General features: G+C 31.4%; 16 protein-coding genes. 15 read left to right on the top strand and 1 reads right to left on the bottom strand.

Going from position 1 to position 16756, the window contains the following annotated elements; all coding sequences use genetic code 11:
• Window positions 1–200 precede the first annotated feature (200 nt).
• The 3 genes from ABDZ93_RS09230 (at window position 201) to ABDZ93_RS09240 (ending at window position 3255) form a co-directional block, all read left to right on the top strand.
• A complete protein-coding gene (locus ABDZ93_RS09230; RefSeq protein ID WP_343825718.1) occupies window positions 201–755 on the top strand; it encodes an RNA polymerase sigma factor in 555 nt (184 codons plus the stop codon).
• 17 nt (window positions 756–772) lie between these two features.
• Window positions 773–1798: a DUF4652 domain-containing protein gene (locus tag ABDZ93_RS09235; RefSeq protein ID WP_343825720.1), complete on the top strand. Its 1026-nt coding sequence runs from the start codon at window positions 773–775 to the stop codon at window positions 1796–1798.
• Between the two features lie 161 nt (window positions 1799–1959).
• Window positions 1960–3255 carry a tetratricopeptide repeat protein gene (locus ABDZ93_RS09240; RefSeq protein ID WP_343825723.1) on the top strand — a complete coding sequence of 432 codons (1296 nt, stop codon included), beginning with the start codon at window positions 1960–1962 and terminating at the stop codon, window positions 3253–3255.
• A 201-nt stretch (window positions 3256–3456) separates the two neighbouring features.
• On the opposite strand, the gene ABDZ93_RS09245 is transcribed toward ABDZ93_RS09240, so the two are convergent.
• Window positions 3457–4467, bottom strand: a complete 1011-nt coding sequence (locus ABDZ93_RS09245; protein WP_343825724.1) for a hypothetical protein — start codon at window positions 4465–4467, stop codon at window positions 3457–3459.
• 187 nt (window positions 4468–4654) lie between these two features.
• Here ABDZ93_RS09245 and cdaA point away from each other — a divergent pair, with 187 nt between their 5' ends.
• The 12 genes from cdaA (at window position 4655) to ABDZ93_RS09305 (ending at window position 16702) form a co-directional block, all read left to right on the top strand.
• The gene (gene cdaA, locus ABDZ93_RS09250; RefSeq protein ID WP_343825725.1) at window positions 4655–5515 is read left to right on the top strand and encodes a diadenylate cyclase CdaA; all 861 of its coding nucleotides are present in this window, start codon (window positions 4655–4657) and stop codon (window positions 5513–5515) included.
• The gene (locus ABDZ93_RS09255; RefSeq protein ID WP_343825726.1) at window positions 5485–6723 is read left to right on the top strand and encodes a CdaR family protein; all 1239 of its coding nucleotides are present in this window, start codon (window positions 5485–5487) and stop codon (window positions 6721–6723) included. Before cdaA ends, ABDZ93_RS09255 begins: the two co-directional genes overlap by 31 nt.
• The gene (locus ABDZ93_RS09260; RefSeq protein WP_343825728.1) at window positions 6713–8314 is read left to right on the top strand and encodes an NAD(P)/FAD-dependent oxidoreductase; all 1602 of its coding nucleotides are present in this window, start codon (window positions 6713–6715) and stop codon (window positions 8312–8314) included. Before ABDZ93_RS09255 ends, ABDZ93_RS09260 begins: the two co-directional genes overlap by 11 nt.
• Window positions 8315–8595: 281 nt before the next feature.
• The gene (gene buk / locus ABDZ93_RS09265; RefSeq protein WP_343825730.1) at window positions 8596–9687 is read left to right on the top strand and encodes a butyrate kinase; all 1092 of its coding nucleotides are present in this window, start codon (window positions 8596–8598) and stop codon (window positions 9685–9687) included.
• 18 nt (window positions 9688–9705) lie between these two features.
• Complete coding sequence (gene ptb, locus ABDZ93_RS09270; protein WP_343825732.1) at window positions 9706–10608, top strand: phosphate butyryltransferase; 903 nt, start codon at window positions 9706–9708, stop codon at window positions 10606–10608.
• Between the two features lie 14 nt (window positions 10609–10622).
• Entirely contained in the window at window positions 10623–11693 is a 1071-nt protein-coding gene (gene buk / locus ABDZ93_RS09275) for a butyrate kinase (RefSeq protein WP_343825734.1), read from the top strand.
• A 9-nt stretch (window positions 11694–11702) separates the two neighbouring features.
• Window positions 11703–12380, top strand: a complete 678-nt coding sequence (locus tag ABDZ93_RS09280) for a nucleotide-binding protein (protein WP_343825736.1) — start codon at window positions 11703–11705, stop codon at window positions 12378–12380.
• Window positions 12381–12573: 193 nt separating this feature from the next.
• A complete protein-coding gene (locus ABDZ93_RS09285; protein ID WP_343825738.1) occupies window positions 12574–12783 on the top strand; it encodes a 4Fe-4S binding protein in 210 nt (69 codons plus the stop codon).
• Between the two features lie 16 nt (window positions 12784–12799).
• Window positions 12800–13870: a 3-methyl-2-oxobutanoate dehydrogenase subunit VorB gene (locus tag ABDZ93_RS09290; RefSeq protein ID WP_343825739.1), complete on the top strand. Its 1071-nt coding sequence runs from the start codon at window positions 12800–12802 to the stop codon at window positions 13868–13870.
• Window positions 13870–14622 carry a thiamine pyrophosphate-dependent enzyme gene (locus ABDZ93_RS09295; protein WP_343825740.1) on the top strand — a complete coding sequence of 251 codons (753 nt, stop codon included), beginning with the start codon at window positions 13870–13872 and terminating at the stop codon, window positions 14620–14622. The genes ABDZ93_RS09290 and ABDZ93_RS09295 overlap by 1 nt, the downstream gene beginning before the upstream one ends.
• Window position 14623: 1 nt before the next feature.
• Window positions 14624–15157, top strand: coding sequence for a 2-oxoacid:ferredoxin oxidoreductase subunit gamma family protein (locus tag ABDZ93_RS09300; RefSeq protein WP_343825741.1), 534 nt, complete (start codon window positions 14624–14626; stop codon window positions 15155–15157).
• A 750-nt stretch (window positions 15158–15907) separates the two neighbouring features.
• Window positions 15908–16702 carry a polymer-forming cytoskeletal protein gene (locus ABDZ93_RS09305; protein WP_343825742.1) on the top strand — a complete coding sequence of 265 codons (795 nt, stop codon included), beginning with the start codon at window positions 15908–15910 and terminating at the stop codon, window positions 16700–16702.
• The last annotated feature ends 54 nt before the right edge of the window (window positions 16703–16756 follow it).

Genomic DNA, 16756 nt, shown 5'->3' on the forward strand with positions numbered 1-16756 from the left:
GAATGTATGAAAAAGAGAATATAATGAAGGCAAGTATGCCTATAATACCACAGTAATAGCAGCTATCGTAATAATAGTTATCTTATTTGTTACATTAATTTGTCTGTCCTAAGATTATAATAAATTTTTTAGTCAATTTATTAATAAAGTAAACTTTATTAAATTAGTATCGTATTATTTATATAAAGAGAGGGAAGAAGATGAAGGAATCGCAAGGAAGAGTTCCTGTAGAAGATGCCATTCTTGTAAGCAATGTATTAAAGGGAGACGTAGATAGTTTTCAAGTTTTAGTAGAGAAATATCAGCTTAATATACTTAGATTTATTTATGGAATGATAAAGCAGAAGGAAGCAAGTGAAGATATTACTCAAGAGGTATTTATAACTGTATATAATAAATTGGATATGTATAATAATAAATATAGCTTTATAAATTGGGTTTTGCAGATAGCAAAAAATAAAACCATAGATTATACAAGGAAATATAGAAAAGCTTATGAAAGTGATATTGATGAAGCCTATAATATATCATCTTCTGAAATGGGACCAGAAGAATCTTTAGAATATTTAGAAGTCAAAGAAGATGTAAATAAATATATAAAGACTCTAGATGAAATAGATAAACAAATACTAAATTTAAGATATTCTCAGGAGTTAACCTTTAGAGATATAGGTGAAATTTTAGATATTACAGAAACTACTGTGAAAAGGAGATACTATAAAGTAAGAGATGGATTTAAAGTCTTTTGCAAGTGAGGTTAGGAGGAATCACAATGAAATGTAGTCAGTGCAAAGATAAGTTAACAGAATATATTGAAGGAAATTTGTCAGCTGAAGCAGATGAAGAAATGAGGAGTCACCTTTTAACCTGCCAAAGTTGTAAAGATGATTATGACAAAGAAGTTTTAGAATATAAAGCTTTTAAAGAAGCCTTTTCTTATGAAAATATTAACTTTAAAAACTCTACAAGTAAAATAATTGAGAGTATAGATAAAAATAAATATACAAAGGGTAGAAGAGGTGTGAGAAGAAAATACAAAGGGGGACTAGCTATAGCAGCTGCATTTTTACTAGGAGTTATAGTTACTCCTGTAGCTATGAAATTAATGAATGGTAAAGAAATGCTTTCAGCAGCTTCATCAGGAATAGAGGATAAGGCAGCTAAACAAGATGAGACAAGTAAAACTGAAGTAAAAGATGAAAATATCAGTAAAGAAACTAAAGAAAATGTTCCAGATGTAGCATCAAGTGATGAAAAAGTTATTGATAATGTAAAGATGTCATCTAATGTGAATATTGTAGGTTTGTATAGTAAAACAGAAGTTTCTATAGACAAGAAATTAACTTTTAATACACCATTTATAGCTACTGCAGATGGTAAATATGAAGCTAGCATAGAGGGAAAAGGCGAAAACGCTATTGAAGAAGGGATAGGTATACTTTATATAAAAGATACATCTACTAATAAGATGTATGAGTACACTGCAACGGAAAAAGAAAGTCAGCAATCACCACTATCAATAAGCTGGTATGATGATACTCATATTATGATAGTTCATGGTTTAGGATATGGAACATTAGTTAATGGTGAACGTATTGTAATCTTAGATGTAACTACAGGAGAGCAAATGCTTATAGCTACTGCTAAGGATAAAGAAAGATTTGTATCTATAACAAGAGAAAATGATAGTTTAATATTAAAATATGTTCTTTATCTAGATGATATGATGAATGATAAAGAAGATAAATCTAAAACTTTTGACAATTATATTCTTGGAGATGTAATAGAAGGGGAATAAGAAAAGTGTATTGCAACTAAAGGTTGTAATACCCTTTTTATTATTCATTGTTATTGATAAGAAAACCAATAACATGATAAAATTAGTTGTAAAAAGATATATAATAATAGATACTATAAAATATAGAATAAATTATAAAATAAAGTATAAGTGGTGAAGTAATGATTAATATAAATAAACTTTATAAAAAAGCGATGGATTTTTATTGTGATGGAAGATTAGATAAAGCATTAAATTATTGTGATAAGGTATTAAACATAGATAGAAGTCATTCTCCTACATTAAATTTAAAGGGACTAATATATTATATTCGTGGAGAGTTAGAAGAAGCAAAGACTTTTTGGAAATTAAGCTATAAATTAAATGGAGATATGGTTTCTAAAAAATATTTAGATGATTCTAGACGTGATGAAGGTGATATATATATATTTAGTCAAGGTGTACATCTATTTAATGAAGTTAGGGTAAAAGATGCTTTAAGGTGTTTCTTAAAATGTGAAAGCTCCCATTTTAATAGTATAAATCTTTGGAAATACATAGCTAAATGTTACATGCAATTAGGGCAACATAATAAGGCTGTTAAATATATAGAGGATATTTTAACTATCGATAAACATAATTTAGAAGCTTTGAATTTAAAAAAGCAATTAATAGAGTTAGATTTTATACCAAAGGAGACTGGTGTACAGTTTAAGAAGTTTGCAGTAGTATTAGGAACAAGTATAGTTGCAGTGTGTATTGTGGCATTAATGGGCTTTGGAATATTTAAAGGATATAGCAAAGTTCAGCATTGGCTACAAAGTAGACAAGCAGAAAAAAGTGAAGAAATTAATAAGGATAAAACAAATTTAGACAATTTCCAAGGAAATAGTGAAAAAATAGAGGGGAATTCTATTAAGGAAGTAGAACGTGAAGAAAGCAATGAAGAAAAAGAGAAAAATGAGAGTTTTGACGGAAGCACATTAAAATCATATATAGAGGCTGAAGACTATGAAAACATTATTAAATACATAGAAAAATATGATATAGAAGGTTTAAATATAAATGATAGGAATATAGCTCAAAATGCAGTAACTTTAATAGAAGAAAAAGGGGTATTGTCCTTATATGAAAAAGGCGTTAGTTATATTGAAGATAAAAAGTATGATAATGCAATAGAAATTTTCACCTTGGTTTATAAATATAGTGAAGGTATGTATCTAAATGAGCATATGATATTTATGATGGCTAGTTCCTATGAAGGTTTAGAAGATATAGAAAATGCAAACAAGTATTATGAGATATACGTAGACAAATATCTAAAAAGCGGTTCATATATAGAACAATGTCTTTACTCCTTAGCAACAAATAATGAAGGAATAGATAAGGAGAAGTCAAAAAAATATGCTGAAATTCTTACTAATAGATTTAGTAAATCAGATTATAACAATAGTAGAATAGAGTCTATATTAAAATAAAACTATATTTCTACCATAAAAAGAGAGAATGGGTTACTTTATAAACCCATTCTCTCTTTTTTTATTTTAAATGTATTTATACTTCTATTCTAGTTGGGTTAACTCTATTAAGGGTATCTATGTGGTATGGAGATACAACAATGATGTTACAGAAAAGTAAAAGAATCAAAATGAATTTTTTCATATAATTCATCTCCTTTTTCAGTAATTGCTATTTAGGTTATTATACTCTTTAGTAAAATTTTTATACATATTTTCTACGTTATCATAAGTTTCATTACTTGAAACATAAAGTGAATCCATAAAATCTTCCTTTAAATCTTTACTATCTCTACGAACTTTTTCAGTTAATATAGCATACTTGATTCCATATAAGTAATCATTATATAGGGACACAATTTCCGAATAATCTTTATATAATGACGAAAAATTATCAGGTATGGACATTTGAGATAAAACATTTTGTACTGAGATTAATTTTTTAGAAGTATCATCTATGTTAGAGATTAAAAGTTCATAGGTCATGTTGCCACTACGACATTTTAAAACATCTTCATAGAAATTATATTTTAAGCTATCTAGTGATATAACTAACTCTCTTAAAGTATCAATAAATTTAGTAGATTCTGCTGATTTTAAATCAGATATTTTCTTTAAATTATTAGAAGATATACAATAGTCTATAGTCGAATTAATGGCTGAATACATAGGAGTACCTAAATCATAACTAGAATCCTTTAGATTAATTAATCTATAATAGTTTTCTGTAGTATCTCTAAAGGTTTTTAAATTATTAGCAGCTAGTTCTATATCACTCCCATAAGGATTCTTAAGCATTGCATCAATTTGTTCTATAACCAGAATATTTTCATTTAAACCCTTAGATAAATTCCCAAAGCTTTCTGATGAAACGGATTCTTCAATACAAGGACTTGAATTTAAGTCTATAGATATATCTATCAAATCAGCTTTCATTTCAGGTAAAACACTAAGAGCTTTCTCAACATCTATATGATTATTATCTAGAAAGCTTTTAGATCTATTATTAACTTTCCATATAGATTTCATAGTGTTAGAAAGATATCTTTCTCCTTTATTAAAAGAAAACTTACTGAAAAAACAATAACTCATAAAAAATAAAATTATACCAATAATAAAGAAGCATAAATATTTGATTACTATGTTTTCTATTTTGAAATTTTTATAACTCACTTACAGCATCCCCCTTTGTATTTTAAAAAATATATTATAATTCTTTATATTAAAGTAGAAACTAAAATATTCGTGGTTATTAACATTTATTTGATTAAAATATTTTTGTTCTAAAAATCAAAATTTATATTACAAATAGAAGTATTGGTGTATAATTAAAATAGTATTATCGTTAGGTGGTGACTATATGGAAAGCATTAATGCATTCGTAAATGCATTCATAAATATTTTTAAGGGAATGACTATATTTTCTATAATTGACGTTATTGTAGTTTCTTTTATATTTTATAAAGGCTATACACTAATAAAAGAGACAAGAGCAGAGCAATTATTAAAAGGAATTGTACTTATATTTTTGTTAATACCAGTAAGTGATGTTTTAAACTTAACAACCTTAAATTGGATATTAGAAAACACTTTAACAATTAGTGTTATTTCTATTATAATTATATTTCAACCTGAAATTAGAAAGGCTCTGGAACATATTGGAAGAACTTCCTTTGTAGATAAAATAATTTATGAAGATGAAGAGGTTATGAAGAGCGTAGTTAATGAAATAGTAGATGCTGTAGAAGTATTGGCTGAAGATAGAGTTGGAGCACTTATAATAATAGAACAAAAGACTGGTCTTGGAGATATTATAAACACTGGAACTAAAATAAATGGTGATGTATCTTCAGCGTTACTACAAAATATTTTTGTTGTAAATACTCCACTTCACGATGGTGCCACTATCATAAGGAATGATAAAGTTGTAGCATCAGGTTGCTTTTTACCACTTACCAATGATGATAAGTTAAATAAACAGTTAGGCACAAGGCACAGGGCTGGAATAGGCGTTACAGAGGTAGCAGATTGTATAACTATTATAGTTTCTGAAGAAACAGGAGTAATTTCCTTAGCCATAAATGGAAGGTTACTTAGAAATTATGATAAGGATAAGCTAAGAAATGTGCTACTCAAAATAATGAAGAGTAGACAAAATAGAAAAGAATCATTTAAAGAGAGGGTAAAGCTATGGATAAGCAAAAAAGACAAGACATCATAATAAGAATTTGTTGTGTAGTAGCAGCACTAGTATTGTGGATGTATATTCGTAGTAGCGAAGACCCTGTCACTACTAGTGTAATAAAATATGTGCCTGTAAAAATACTAAATGAAGATACTCTAGCAGATAGAGATTTAGTACTAATACCAAATCAAGATTTTTATATAAATTTAACAGTAAAGGCTCCAGCATCAACAATTAAGGATTTAAGGAATAAAGATTTTACTCTTGTAGCAGACCTTCAAGGTTATGCACTAACCCCAGGAGAAAATAAAGTTCAAGTTAAAGTAAAGGAATCAAGTCCTGGAGTTTCAGTTGTAAACTCTGATGGGCTTTTAATGGATATAGATGTGGATACTTTAGCAGATAAACATGTAAATGTAACATCTCAAATTGTAGGAAAAGTAGCAGAAGGTTATTACAATGACGATTCTGTAATATCACCTAATTCTGTAAAAATATCAGGCCCACAAAGATATTTAGATCAAGTAGTTGGAGCAGTAGCGCAAGTAGATATAACTAATGCAAGTACAGATATAGATAAAAGCTGTAAGGTTACTTTAGTAGATTCAGATGAAAAGGAAGTTACTGGACTATCTATATATCCAGAATATGTACAGGTGAAAGTTCATGTAAAAAAAGGTAAGTATTTAGGGGTAAAGGTACAGACTACTGGAACAGCAGCACCAGGAGTAACCATAGTAAGTATGGAAGCAGCACCAAAGAGTATAGAGGTAGCTGGTACAAGTGAAGTGATAGATAAAATTACAAGTATCAATACAGCGCCTATAGATATTAGTAAAATAACTGAAAGCACTACTATAGATTCAAATCTAGTAATGCCAGAAGGTATACACAGTGTAAATAATGAACAAACTGTAAAAGTAAAAATTACAGTGAAGAAATATAGTGAAAAAACTTTGAGTATACCAATAGATTATACAAATTTAGGAGAAAAGCTTACACTAGAAAACTCAACTCCAACACTTAAATTGATTATTACAGGAGAAGAGAGTGAACTAAGTAAGGTCAGTGGAGATAACTTTAAGGCTATAGTAGATTTAAAAAGTTTAACAGAAGGCTCTCATGAGGTTAAGGTTCAATTATCAGGAGTACCAAATACAGTACAAGTTAAGAGTCAAACACCAGAAAGTGTAACTTTAACTATAAAAGCCAAAACAGAGGAGAAAGATAATAATGCCGGTTAGGATAAATAATTTAGTTTTAGGAATAAATGAAGATAGTTTAGCCACCTTAAAATCAAAGGTGGCTAATAAACTGAGAATAAAAGAAGGTGATTTTAAATCATTTAAAATTACTAAGGAATCCATCGATGCTAGAAAAAAATCAGATATAAGAATAAATTATGCCGTAGAGATAGAGTGTGATAATGAATCTAAAGTAATAGCTAGAGCAAATAGTAATGATGTTAGATTAGGTGTAGAGAATTATAAAGCTGATTTTGAAATTGGAACAAAGAAGCTAGAAAATAGACCTGTAGTAGTAGGAATGGGACCAGCAGGACTATTTGCAGGTCTTCTTTTAGCAGAAAAGGGATACAACCCTCTTATAATTGAGAGAGGTGAAGACGTAGACAGTAGAACTAGGAGTATAGATGGTTTTTGGAATAATAGAATACTCAATACAGAAAGTAATGTTCAGTTTGGAGAAGGTGGAGCAGGTACATTTTCAGATGGAAAGTTAACCACTAGAATTAAAGATCATAGATGTGGATATGTTCTAGAAAAACTTGTATTATCAGGTGCCCCAGAAGAAATTACATATATGGGAAAGCCACACATAGGAACGGATATATTAAAAAATGTAGTCAAAAATATAAGAGAAAAAATCAAGGAATATGGTGGAGAAGTAAGATTTTCGTCTAAGCTTGAAGATATAGTAATAAAGAATGGAAAAATTTCTGAAATAGTAGTAGAAGGTGAACATATACCTTGTGATAATCTTATACTTGCTACAGGTCATAGTGCTAGAGATACTTATGAAATGCTATTTTCTAAAGGTGTTTCTATATCTCCAAAGCCTTTTGCTATAGGTTTTAGAATTGAACATTTACAGCATATGATAGATGAAAATCAATATGGGAAATATGCAACACATCCAAAACTTAGAGCAGCGGATTATAAACTAACTTATACAAGTAATAAATTATCTAGATCAGTATATAGTTTTTGCATGTGTCCAGGTGGTCAGGTAGTAGCTTCAGCATCAGAAGAAAATACCGTAGTGGTAAATGGGATGAGTAATTATAAGCGTGATGGTATAAATGCTAATTCAGCTTTAGTAGTATCAGTAGATCCTAGTGATTTTGAAGGAAATACTACATTAGGTGGAATTGCTTTTCAAAGACGTTATGAAGCTCTAGCTTATGAAGTTGGAGGTAGAAATTATAATGCACCAGTTCAGCTTGTAAAAGACTTTTTAAATGATAAAGTATCAAAGAGTTTTGGAAAGGTGAAACCAACATATACTCCTGGAACTGAATTTGTAGACTTAAAAAGGTGCGCACCCAATTTTGTTGTAGATGCTATAAAAGAGGCGTTACCTGTATTCGACAGAAAAATACCAGGATATGCTGGAGAAGATGCCATACTAACAGGTATGGAAACAAGAACTTCTGCTCCTGTGAAAATTAACAGAAATGACAATTACGAAAGCATTAACGTTATAGGATTATATCCAACGGGTGAAGGTGCTGGATATGCAGGGGGAATTGTGTCGGCAGCTGTAGATGGACTTAGGGTGGCTGAGCAAATTATAACAGAATTTTCACCAAAATAAAACAAAGAGAAACTTGATATTTATATGGTCAATTGTTAATATAATATTTAAGAATATTATTTTATCCATTCTTCTTTTCTTTAATGAGGATATGAATTTGCAGCAAGAAGTAAAGATAGGATTTAGGATAAACAGATTTCTTAGAGCTTTTGCTCATTAGAGATTGTTATCCTTTAGGATAAATTTTGCTAAGATTTAGAAAAATATAAATTTTATATAATTCTGAATCTATTGCAAAAATGTATTAAAGCTAATATAAATATTTCATTGGAGGTATAGTGATGAGGGAAGATAAGCAAGTATTAGTGATTAATCCAGGATCAACATCTACGAAAATAGCTGTATTTTTGGGGAAGGAATGTGTAGCCTCAGCTAGTTTATCTCACAGTGCAGAGGAAGTTAAGAAGTATTCTCATATATGTCAGCAAAAGGATATGAGAACAGAAGTCATATACAATTGGCTTAATGAAAACGATTATTCTCTTGAAAAATTTGCTGCTGTAGTTGGTAGAGGTGGACTTTTAAGGCCTATGCCAGGGGGAACTTACAAGATAACTTATAAGATGCTAGACGACCTTATTGTAGGGTTTCAAGGACAACATGCTTCTAATTTAGGTGGAGTTATTGCCTTTGAAATTGCAGAAAAGGCCGGAATACCATCTTATATAGTAGATCCTGTTGCTGTTGATGAAGTGGATGAAGTAACAAGAATATCTGGTATGGAGGATATATCTAGGCGTTCTCTTGTGCATGCTTTAAATATTAAAGCTGTAGTAAGAAAGGTATGTGCTGATAAAAACTTAGATTTTGAAAAAAGTAATTTTGTAGTAGCACATATAGGTGGAGGAATAACTGTATCACCAGTAAGAGGTGGCAGGATAATTGATTGTAATAATGCAAATGAAGATGGACCTTTCTCACCTGAAAGAACAGGAGGACTTCCAGTTGGAGATTTAGTTGAGCTAGCATTTAGCAATAAATATACACTACAAGAACTAAAAAATAAAATCACAAGAGAAGGTGGATTAGTAGCTTATCTTGGAACTAATGATGGAAGAGAAGTTGATAGACGTATTGATGAAGGCGATAAAAATGCAGAATTAATATTGAGAGCTATGGCATATCAACTTAGTAAAGAAATAGGTGGAATGGCTACTGCATTATTTGGTAAGATTGATGCTATAATTTTAACTGGTGGAATAGCGTATAATAAAAGAGTTACTAACTGGATTACTGAAGATGTGAAATTTATTGCGCCTGTAGAAATTGTGCCAGGTGAAAATGAAATGTTAGCTCTTGCAAAAGGAGCACTAAGAGTATTAAATGGTGAAGAAACACCAAAGATATATGACGATGAAGTAAAATTTGATTAACATTTGGGGGGAATCAAAATGATTAAAACATTTGATGAGGTAATTTCTAAGGTTAAATCTCAATCAATGAAGAAAGTAGCTGTAGCAGTAGCACAAGACGAACCAGTACTTGAAGCTATAAGAGATGCTAAAAAGAATGGTATTGCAGATGCTATCTTAGTTGGAGACAAAGAAGAAATAATAAAAATTGCAGAAACAATTGGAATGAATGTAGATGAGTATGAAATTATAGATGAGAAAGATGTAAACAAAGCAGCTATAGAAACTGTTAAACTTGTATCTTCAGGTAGAGCAGATATGATGATGAAAGGTTTAGTTGATACAGCTACATTTTTACGAGCAGTACTTAATAAAGAAGTAGGTCTTAGAACAGGAAAACAGATGTCACACATTGCAGTATTTGAAGTTCCTGGCTATGATAGATTATTATTCGTAACAGATGCAGCCTTTAATATGTATCCAGAGCTTAAAGAAAAGATAGATATAATAAAAAATGCAGTTCAAGTAGCTCATGCCCTTGAAAATGAAATTCCAAAGGTAGCACCAATTTGTGCAGTTGAAGTTGTAAACCCTAGTATGCCAGCTACACTAGATGCTGCAAACCTTTCCAAAATGAATGAGAGGGGTCAAATAAAGGGATGTATAATTGATGGACCACTAGCTCTTGACAATGCACTTTCAAAAGAAGCTGCAGCTCATAAGAAAATATCAGGTCCAGTGGCAGGAGAGGCAGATATATTATTAATGGCTAATATAGAAGCTGGAAATGCAGTTTATAAATGCTTAACATATACTACAGAATCTAAAAATGGTGGATTATTAATGGGAGCAGCTGCACCAGTTATAGTTACATCAAGGGCAGATTCACCAGAAACAAAAATGAATTCTATAGCCCTTGCATCATTAGTAGCAGGAAGATAATAAGGAGGAAAAAAATGGGATACAAACAATTGATAATAAATCCAGGTTCAACATCAACAAAGATAGGTGTATATGATGAGGAAAATCCTATACTAGTTGAAACTTTAAGACATTCAGCAGAAGAAATAGGTAAGTATAAAGAAATATATGATCAATTAGGGTTTAGAAAAGAAGTAATACTTGAAGTATTAAAAGAAAAAGGCTTTGATATAAAGGAACTATCAGGAGTAGTAGGTAGAGGCGGACTTTTAAAACCTATCGAAGGTGGAACTTATAGCGTAAATGATGCTATGATTAAAGACTTAAAACAAGGAGTTTTAGGACAACATGCCTCTAATCTAGGTGGAATAATAGCTCATGAAATAGCTACAGAGATAAATGTACCATCTTTTATAGTGGATCCAGTTGTAGTTGATGAATTAGAAGATGTGGCTAGAATATCTGGTATGCCAGAAATTGATAGAAAAAGTATATTTCATGCCTTAAATCAAAAGGCTGTAGCAAAGAGATATGCTAAGGAAAAAAATACTTCTTATGAGGAATTAAATCTTATAGTAGCTCACATGGGTGGAGGAATATCAGTAGGAGCTCATAAACAAGGAAGAGTTGTAGATGTAAACAACGCACTAGATGGAGAAGGTCCATTCTCACCTGAAAGAAGTGGCGGACTTCCAGTTGGAGATTTAGTTAAGCTTTGCTTTAGTGGAAAATATACTATGGATGAAATAAAGAAAAAGATAAATGGTAAGGGTGGAATAGTAGGTTATCTACAAACTAATGATGCTAAGGTTGTAGGAGATAGAGCATTAGCAGGAGATAAAGAAGCTAAATTAATATTTGATGCTATGGCATATCAAGTAGCTAAAGAAATAGGAAGATGTGCTGCGGTATTACAAGGGAAAGTTGATGCAATAATACTAACTGGTGGAATTGCATATGCAAAATATATAGTAGATTATATTAAAGAAAGAGTAGAATTTATATCACAAGTAGTTGTTTATCCAGGTGAAGACGAATTACTTGCTTTAGCAGAAGGTGGACTTAGAGTATTAACAGGTCAAGAAGCTGCTAAGGAATATAAATAGGGTGAAACTATGAGTAGAATAAGGGTTTTTACAGGTCACTTTGGAAGTGGAAAGACAGAAATAGCAATAAATTATGCAATCAAATTAGCTAAAGAGGGGAAAAAAGTAGCCCTTGTAGATTTAGATATAGTAAATCCATATTTTTGTGTTAGAGATCTTACACAGGAACTGAAGGAAAAATATAATATAAGAGTTATATCTTCAAATCCGGATTATGTTAATGCTGAACTTATGGTAGTACCAGCAGAAGTTAGAAGTGTATTTAATGATAAAAGTTATGAGGTAATTTTTGATATTGGAGGAGATGATGCAGGAGCAATAGCTCTTGGTCAATATAACAGATATTTTAAAGAAGAACCTTATGATATGTACTTTGTAATAAATGGTAATAGACCATTTACATCTAATGACAAGGATACTGTAGAGTTTCTTGGAGATATAGAGAGAGCTTCAAGATTAAAAGTGACTCATCTTATATCTAATACAAACTTATCATATGAAACTACAAAGGAACATATAATTAAAGGGGATATGGAAATAGCCGAGCTTTCTAAAGAATTAGATATTCCTCATGCCTACACTGTATGTTCAAAAGAACTTGTAGAGGCAGTGGAAGGGAAGGTTTCAGGAAAACTATTCCCAATTCGTATATATATGTTGCCACCATGGAGAAAAGATTCAATTTAGCACTAATTATTAAGTGCTAAGTTGACATCTTGTACTAAAAAGTGATAAATTATATATATGTAAACGTATTTAGTCCATTATCCTTGGGGATATAAGACAATAAAATGTAAACGTATTACAACTTAAATGTAGGTCATAAACAATATATAGTAGATAAAATATTCTAAACTTTCTATATAAGGAGGTAAGTATTATGGCAAAGGTAACTTTTAGGGAAGAAAGATGTAAGGGATGTGGACAATGTATAAATGCATGTCCAAAACAAATCATAACTTATTCTGAGGAACTAAACGTAAAAGGATATCATCCAGCCACAGTTACAGAAGAAAATATGCCTAAGTGCATTGGTTGTGCATCATGTGGAAAAATGTGTCCAGATCTTGTAATTACAGTGGAGAAATAATAGGGGGGAAAGATTCATGTCAGAAAAAGTTTTAATGAAGGGTAATGAAGCCATAGGTGAAGCAGCTATCCAAGCTGGTTGTCAATGTTTCTTCGGATACCCTATAACACCACAAACAGAAATATCAGCATATCTTTCAAGAAAAATGCCTAAAATAGGTAGAGTTTTCCTACAAGCTGAAAGTGAAGTTGCTGCAATAAATATGGTATATGGAGCAGCAGGAACAGGAGTAAGATGTATGACATCTTCAAGTTCACCTGGAATAAGCTTAAAAGCAGAAGGAATATCTTATATAGCAGGTGCAGAACTTCCTTGTGTTATCATTGACATAGTTAGAGGTGGTCCAGGCCTTGGTGGAATTCAACCAGCTCAATCAGATTACTTCCAAGCAACTAAAGGTGGAGCACATGGAGATTTCAACATGCCAGTATATGCACCATGTTCAATTCAAGAAATGGTAGATTTAGTTCAAGATGCTTTCGATGTAGCTGATATGTACAGAACTCCAGTTATGGTTATGGGAGATGGAATGCTTGGACAAATGATGGAGCCAGTAGAGTTTAAAGAAAGAAGTGCAAAAGAACTTCCAGAAAAAACTTGGGCTGCTAATGGGCTAAACGGAAGAACTAACCATAATGTAATAAACTCACTTTACTTAAAACCAGAAGGTCTTGAAGCTCACAACTTAAAGTTACAAGCTAAATATAAAGCTATAAAAGAAAATGAAACTAAATATGAATTATATAATTGTGAAGATGAAGTAGATTTAATAATGGTTGCATATGGAACAACTTCAAGAATATGCAAAACTGTTGTAAAATTAGCTGAAAAAGAAGGAATAAAATTAGGTTTAATAAGACCAATAACATTATGGCCTTTCCCAGTAGAAGCTTTTGAAAAAACTGTGAATAAAACTAAACATGGTTACGCATCAATAGAGCTTAGCTGTGGTCAAATGGTAGAAGATGTTAGACTTTCTGTTGAAGGAAGAAAACCAGTATTCTTCTTTGGAAGAACAGGTGGAATGGTTCCAAGCCCTAATGAAATCCTTGAAAATGTTAAAAAATTCATAGGAGGTGCTAAATAATGGCAATAGTATTTCAACCAACAAAAGCATTATTAGACGTGCCTACCCATTACTGCCCAGGATGTACTCATGGAATAATCCACAGACTAGTAGGGGAAGTACTTGAAGAATTAAATGTTATAGATAAAACAATTGGTGTAGCTCCAGTTGGATGTTCAGTTATGGCATATGACTACTTTGCATGTGATATGTTTGAAGCTGCACACGGAAGAGCACCAGCAGTAGCTACAGGAATAAAAAGATCTAATCCTGATAAAGTTGTATTCACATATCAAGGAGATGGAGACTTAGCGGCTATAGGAACAGCAGAAATTGTACATGCAGCTACAAGAGGAGAAAACATAGTTACAATCTTCGTAAATAACTGTATTTATGGTATGACAGGAGGACAAATGGCTCCAACAACATTACCAGGACAAGTTACAGAAACTTCTCCATATGGAAGAGATGTTAAACTTCAAGGTCATCCAATAAGAGTATCTGAAATGATATCTACATTAGATGGAGCTTGCTATGTAGAAAGAGTATCAGTAGATAACGTACCACATGTAAATAAAGCTAAAGCTGCTATTAAGAAAGCCTTCCAAAATGCCATTGCTGGAAAAGGTTTTTCAATGGTTGAGGTTCTATCAATATGCCCAACTAACTGGGGACTATCAACTGAAGAGTCACTTGGATGGTTAAGAGATAATATGATGCCATTCTACACTCTAGGTGTTAAAAAAGATACAACAACTGAGGAGGGGAAATAGTATGGCATCACAAGAAATAATATTTGCTGGATTTGGTGGACAAGGAATATTATCAATGGGTAAATTCTTAGCTTATGCTGGAATGGATGTTAATATGAATGTTTCATGGTTACCTTCTTATGGACCAGAAATGCGTGGAGGTACTGCAAACTGTTCTGTTATTGTTTCAGACGAAGCTGTTGGTTCTCCAATAGTAACTAACCCTACATCACTAGTTGTTATGAATAGACCTTCCCTTGATAAGTTTGAAAAAGAAATTTTACCAGGTGGATTACTAATATTAGATAGCGACTTAGTTGAAAGACCAGTTGAAAGAGATGATATTGAAGTTATAAAAATACCAGCTCAAACAGAAGCTGATAATCTTGGAAGCAAACAAATTGCAAACATGGTGCTTTTAGGAGCATTAGTTGCAAAAACACAAATAGTTTCTATGGAAACTTTACTTCAATCTCTAAGAGATCACGGAAAAGAAAAATTCTTTGAAATCAATAGAAAAGCTTTAGAAATTGGAGCATCATACGTAGTAAAATAAGCTTATTAGCTAAAAGTGGCTTTCGCAAAATTAGCTAATCTAAAAGAAATGTTGAGCATGCCCATATATTATTAACGCTCAGCCGTTTCGGAATATTGATTTACCAAAGCATTTATTCAATGAAAAATCTACAATACAACAACTCGTATACACTCAAACAGGTTGTATTGCTTACGATTTTGCCATTCATAAATGCTAAGTAGTCAATGTTTTGGAGGTTCTTCTAACAAGTTAGAAGAACTAAGTTCGAATAACTAAATCAAAGATTTAGATTCTTACTTATGCAAATGGCATTCGCTAACAATAATATAAAAGGCAAGCTCAACATTTTTAAGATTAGTAATATATTTTGTGAAAGCCACTTTTTAATGTATAGGACTAAGTAAGAGAATAAGGGTAAAAGTAAAAAGTATAAAACTTATTGTTTAAGTTTTATACTTTTTACTTTTTTACCTGATGACTACCAGCTCTAATACTCCCATCTTCTTCAAGGTGGGAGTGAAGAGCTTGGATAACGATTTCCCCTAAAGGACAACGAATTCTTAGTATCGAAAATACTGATACTAAGAATTCTGTTTATAACAATTGTATAAAAATTGAAAAAAACTATTTACAAGCGTAACAATGTTATGTTACCATAATAATATGGTAAAAGAAAGTTAAGTATGCAGTAATTTATGGTGAAAAGGGACTGTGTGTAATTAGGTAGTGTAACATTGTTATGTGAAAATTGAAATGGAGGTATGAATTATGGTAAATAATGAACAGTTTGGAGATTTAAAGATATCAGGTTCAGGTAGTGCTACAGGTGGAAGATATAGAGTTACATCTATCAGTGGTAGTGGAAAAATTGTTGGAGATGTAAACTGTGAGAAATTTAGTATAAGTGGTAGTGGAAAGGTTGAAGGTGCTGTTATAAGTAATAGCTTTAGTATTAGTGGAAGTGGTAAAGTAACTGGAGACTTAAACTGTGTTACTGGTAGTATCAGCGGAAGTGGCTCTGTACTAGGTTCTATCCATGCAAATAAATTTAATATCAGTGGAAGTGGTAAAATAGGTGGTAACTTTAAAGGAGAAGAGCTCACTGTGGCAGGAGCAGGAAGAATTGAAGGTAGAATAAATGCAACTAATGTTAAGCTTTTAGGCGCTATTAGAGTAGGTCATGGTATTGAAGGTGAGTTTATAACTATAAAAGGTGCCCTTAAAAGTCTAGGAATGGTAAACGGAGATGAAGTAAATATAGAGTTAAATGGTGGTTGTGAAGTTGAAGAAATTGGAGCCACTAAGGTAAAAGTTTTAAAAGAATACTCTACTATGAATGTTATTGGAAGATTTATTTGTAAACTCTTTAGTAAAAATTATGGATATTTAACTATAAGAACTATTGAAGCAGATGAAATTTATTTAGAAAATACCATAGCAGATGTAGTTCGTGGGGGAAAGATTACTATAGGAGAGGGGTGTAAAATTAAAAGAATAGAATATAGTGAGAATCTAGAAAAACTAAATTCAGATTCTATTATTGAAGAGGAAATGAAGCTATAGATTTTATAATTATTTAATTGATAAAGATATAAAAAGTTTAGATGGAGCTAAAAA

It is taken from the genome of Clostridium subterminale, from assembly GCF_039521425.1.
Classification (GTDB): Bacteria; Bacillota; Clostridia; order Clostridiales; family Clostridiaceae; genus Clostridium_J; species Clostridium_J subterminale.

What these genes read in the sequence shown, in the direction of transcription:
- ABDZ93_RS09240 (WP_343825723.1), top strand. Translation starts at nt 1,960, where the DNA reads ATGATTAATATAAATAAACTTTATAAAAAAGCGATGGATTTTTATTGT.
- ABDZ93_RS09290 (WP_343825739.1), top strand. Translation starts at nt 12,800, where the DNA reads ATGTCAGAAAAAGTTTTAATGAAGGGTAATGAAGCCATAGGTGAAGCA.
- ptb (WP_343825732.1), top strand. Translation starts at nt 9,706, where the DNA reads ATGATTAAAACATTTGATGAGGTAATTTCTAAGGTTAAATCTCAATCA.
- ABDZ93_RS09255 (WP_343825726.1), top strand. Translation starts at nt 5,485, where the DNA reads ATGGATAAGCAAAAAAGACAAGACATCATAATAAGAATTTGTTGTGTA.
- ABDZ93_RS09235 (WP_343825720.1), top strand. Translation starts at nt 773, where the DNA reads ATGAAATGTAGTCAGTGCAAAGATAAGTTAACAGAATATATTGAAGGA.
- ABDZ93_RS09280 (WP_343825736.1), top strand. Translation starts at nt 11,703, where the DNA reads ATGAGTAGAATAAGGGTTTTTACAGGTCACTTTGGAAGTGGAAAGACA.
- ABDZ93_RS09300 (WP_343825741.1), top strand. Translation starts at nt 14,624, where the DNA reads ATGGCATCACAAGAAATAATATTTGCTGGATTTGGTGGACAAGGAATA.
- ABDZ93_RS09260 (WP_343825728.1), top strand. Translation starts at nt 6,713, where the DNA reads ATGCCGGTTAGGATAAATAATTTAGTTTTAGGAATAAATGAAGATAGT.
- buk (WP_343825734.1), top strand. Translation starts at nt 10,623, where the DNA reads ATGGGATACAAACAATTGATAATAAATCCAGGTTCAACATCAACAAAG.
- ABDZ93_RS09230 (WP_343825718.1), top strand. Translation starts at nt 201, where the DNA reads ATGAAGGAATCGCAAGGAAGAGTTCCTGTAGAAGATGCCATTCTTGTA.
- ABDZ93_RS09295 (WP_343825740.1), top strand. Translation starts at nt 13,870, where the DNA reads ATGGCAATAGTATTTCAACCAACAAAAGCATTATTAGACGTGCCTACC.
- buk (WP_343825730.1), top strand. Translation starts at nt 8,596, where the DNA reads ATGAGGGAAGATAAGCAAGTATTAGTGATTAATCCAGGATCAACATCT.
- ABDZ93_RS09305 (WP_343825742.1), top strand. Translation starts at nt 15,908, where the DNA reads ATGGTAAATAATGAACAGTTTGGAGATTTAAAGATATCAGGTTCAGGT.
- ABDZ93_RS09285 (WP_343825738.1), top strand. Translation starts at nt 12,574, where the DNA reads ATGGCAAAGGTAACTTTTAGGGAAGAAAGATGTAAGGGATGTGGACAA.
- cdaA (WP_343825725.1), top strand. Translation starts at nt 4,655, where the DNA reads ATGGAAAGCATTAATGCATTCGTAAATGCATTCATAAATATTTTTAAG.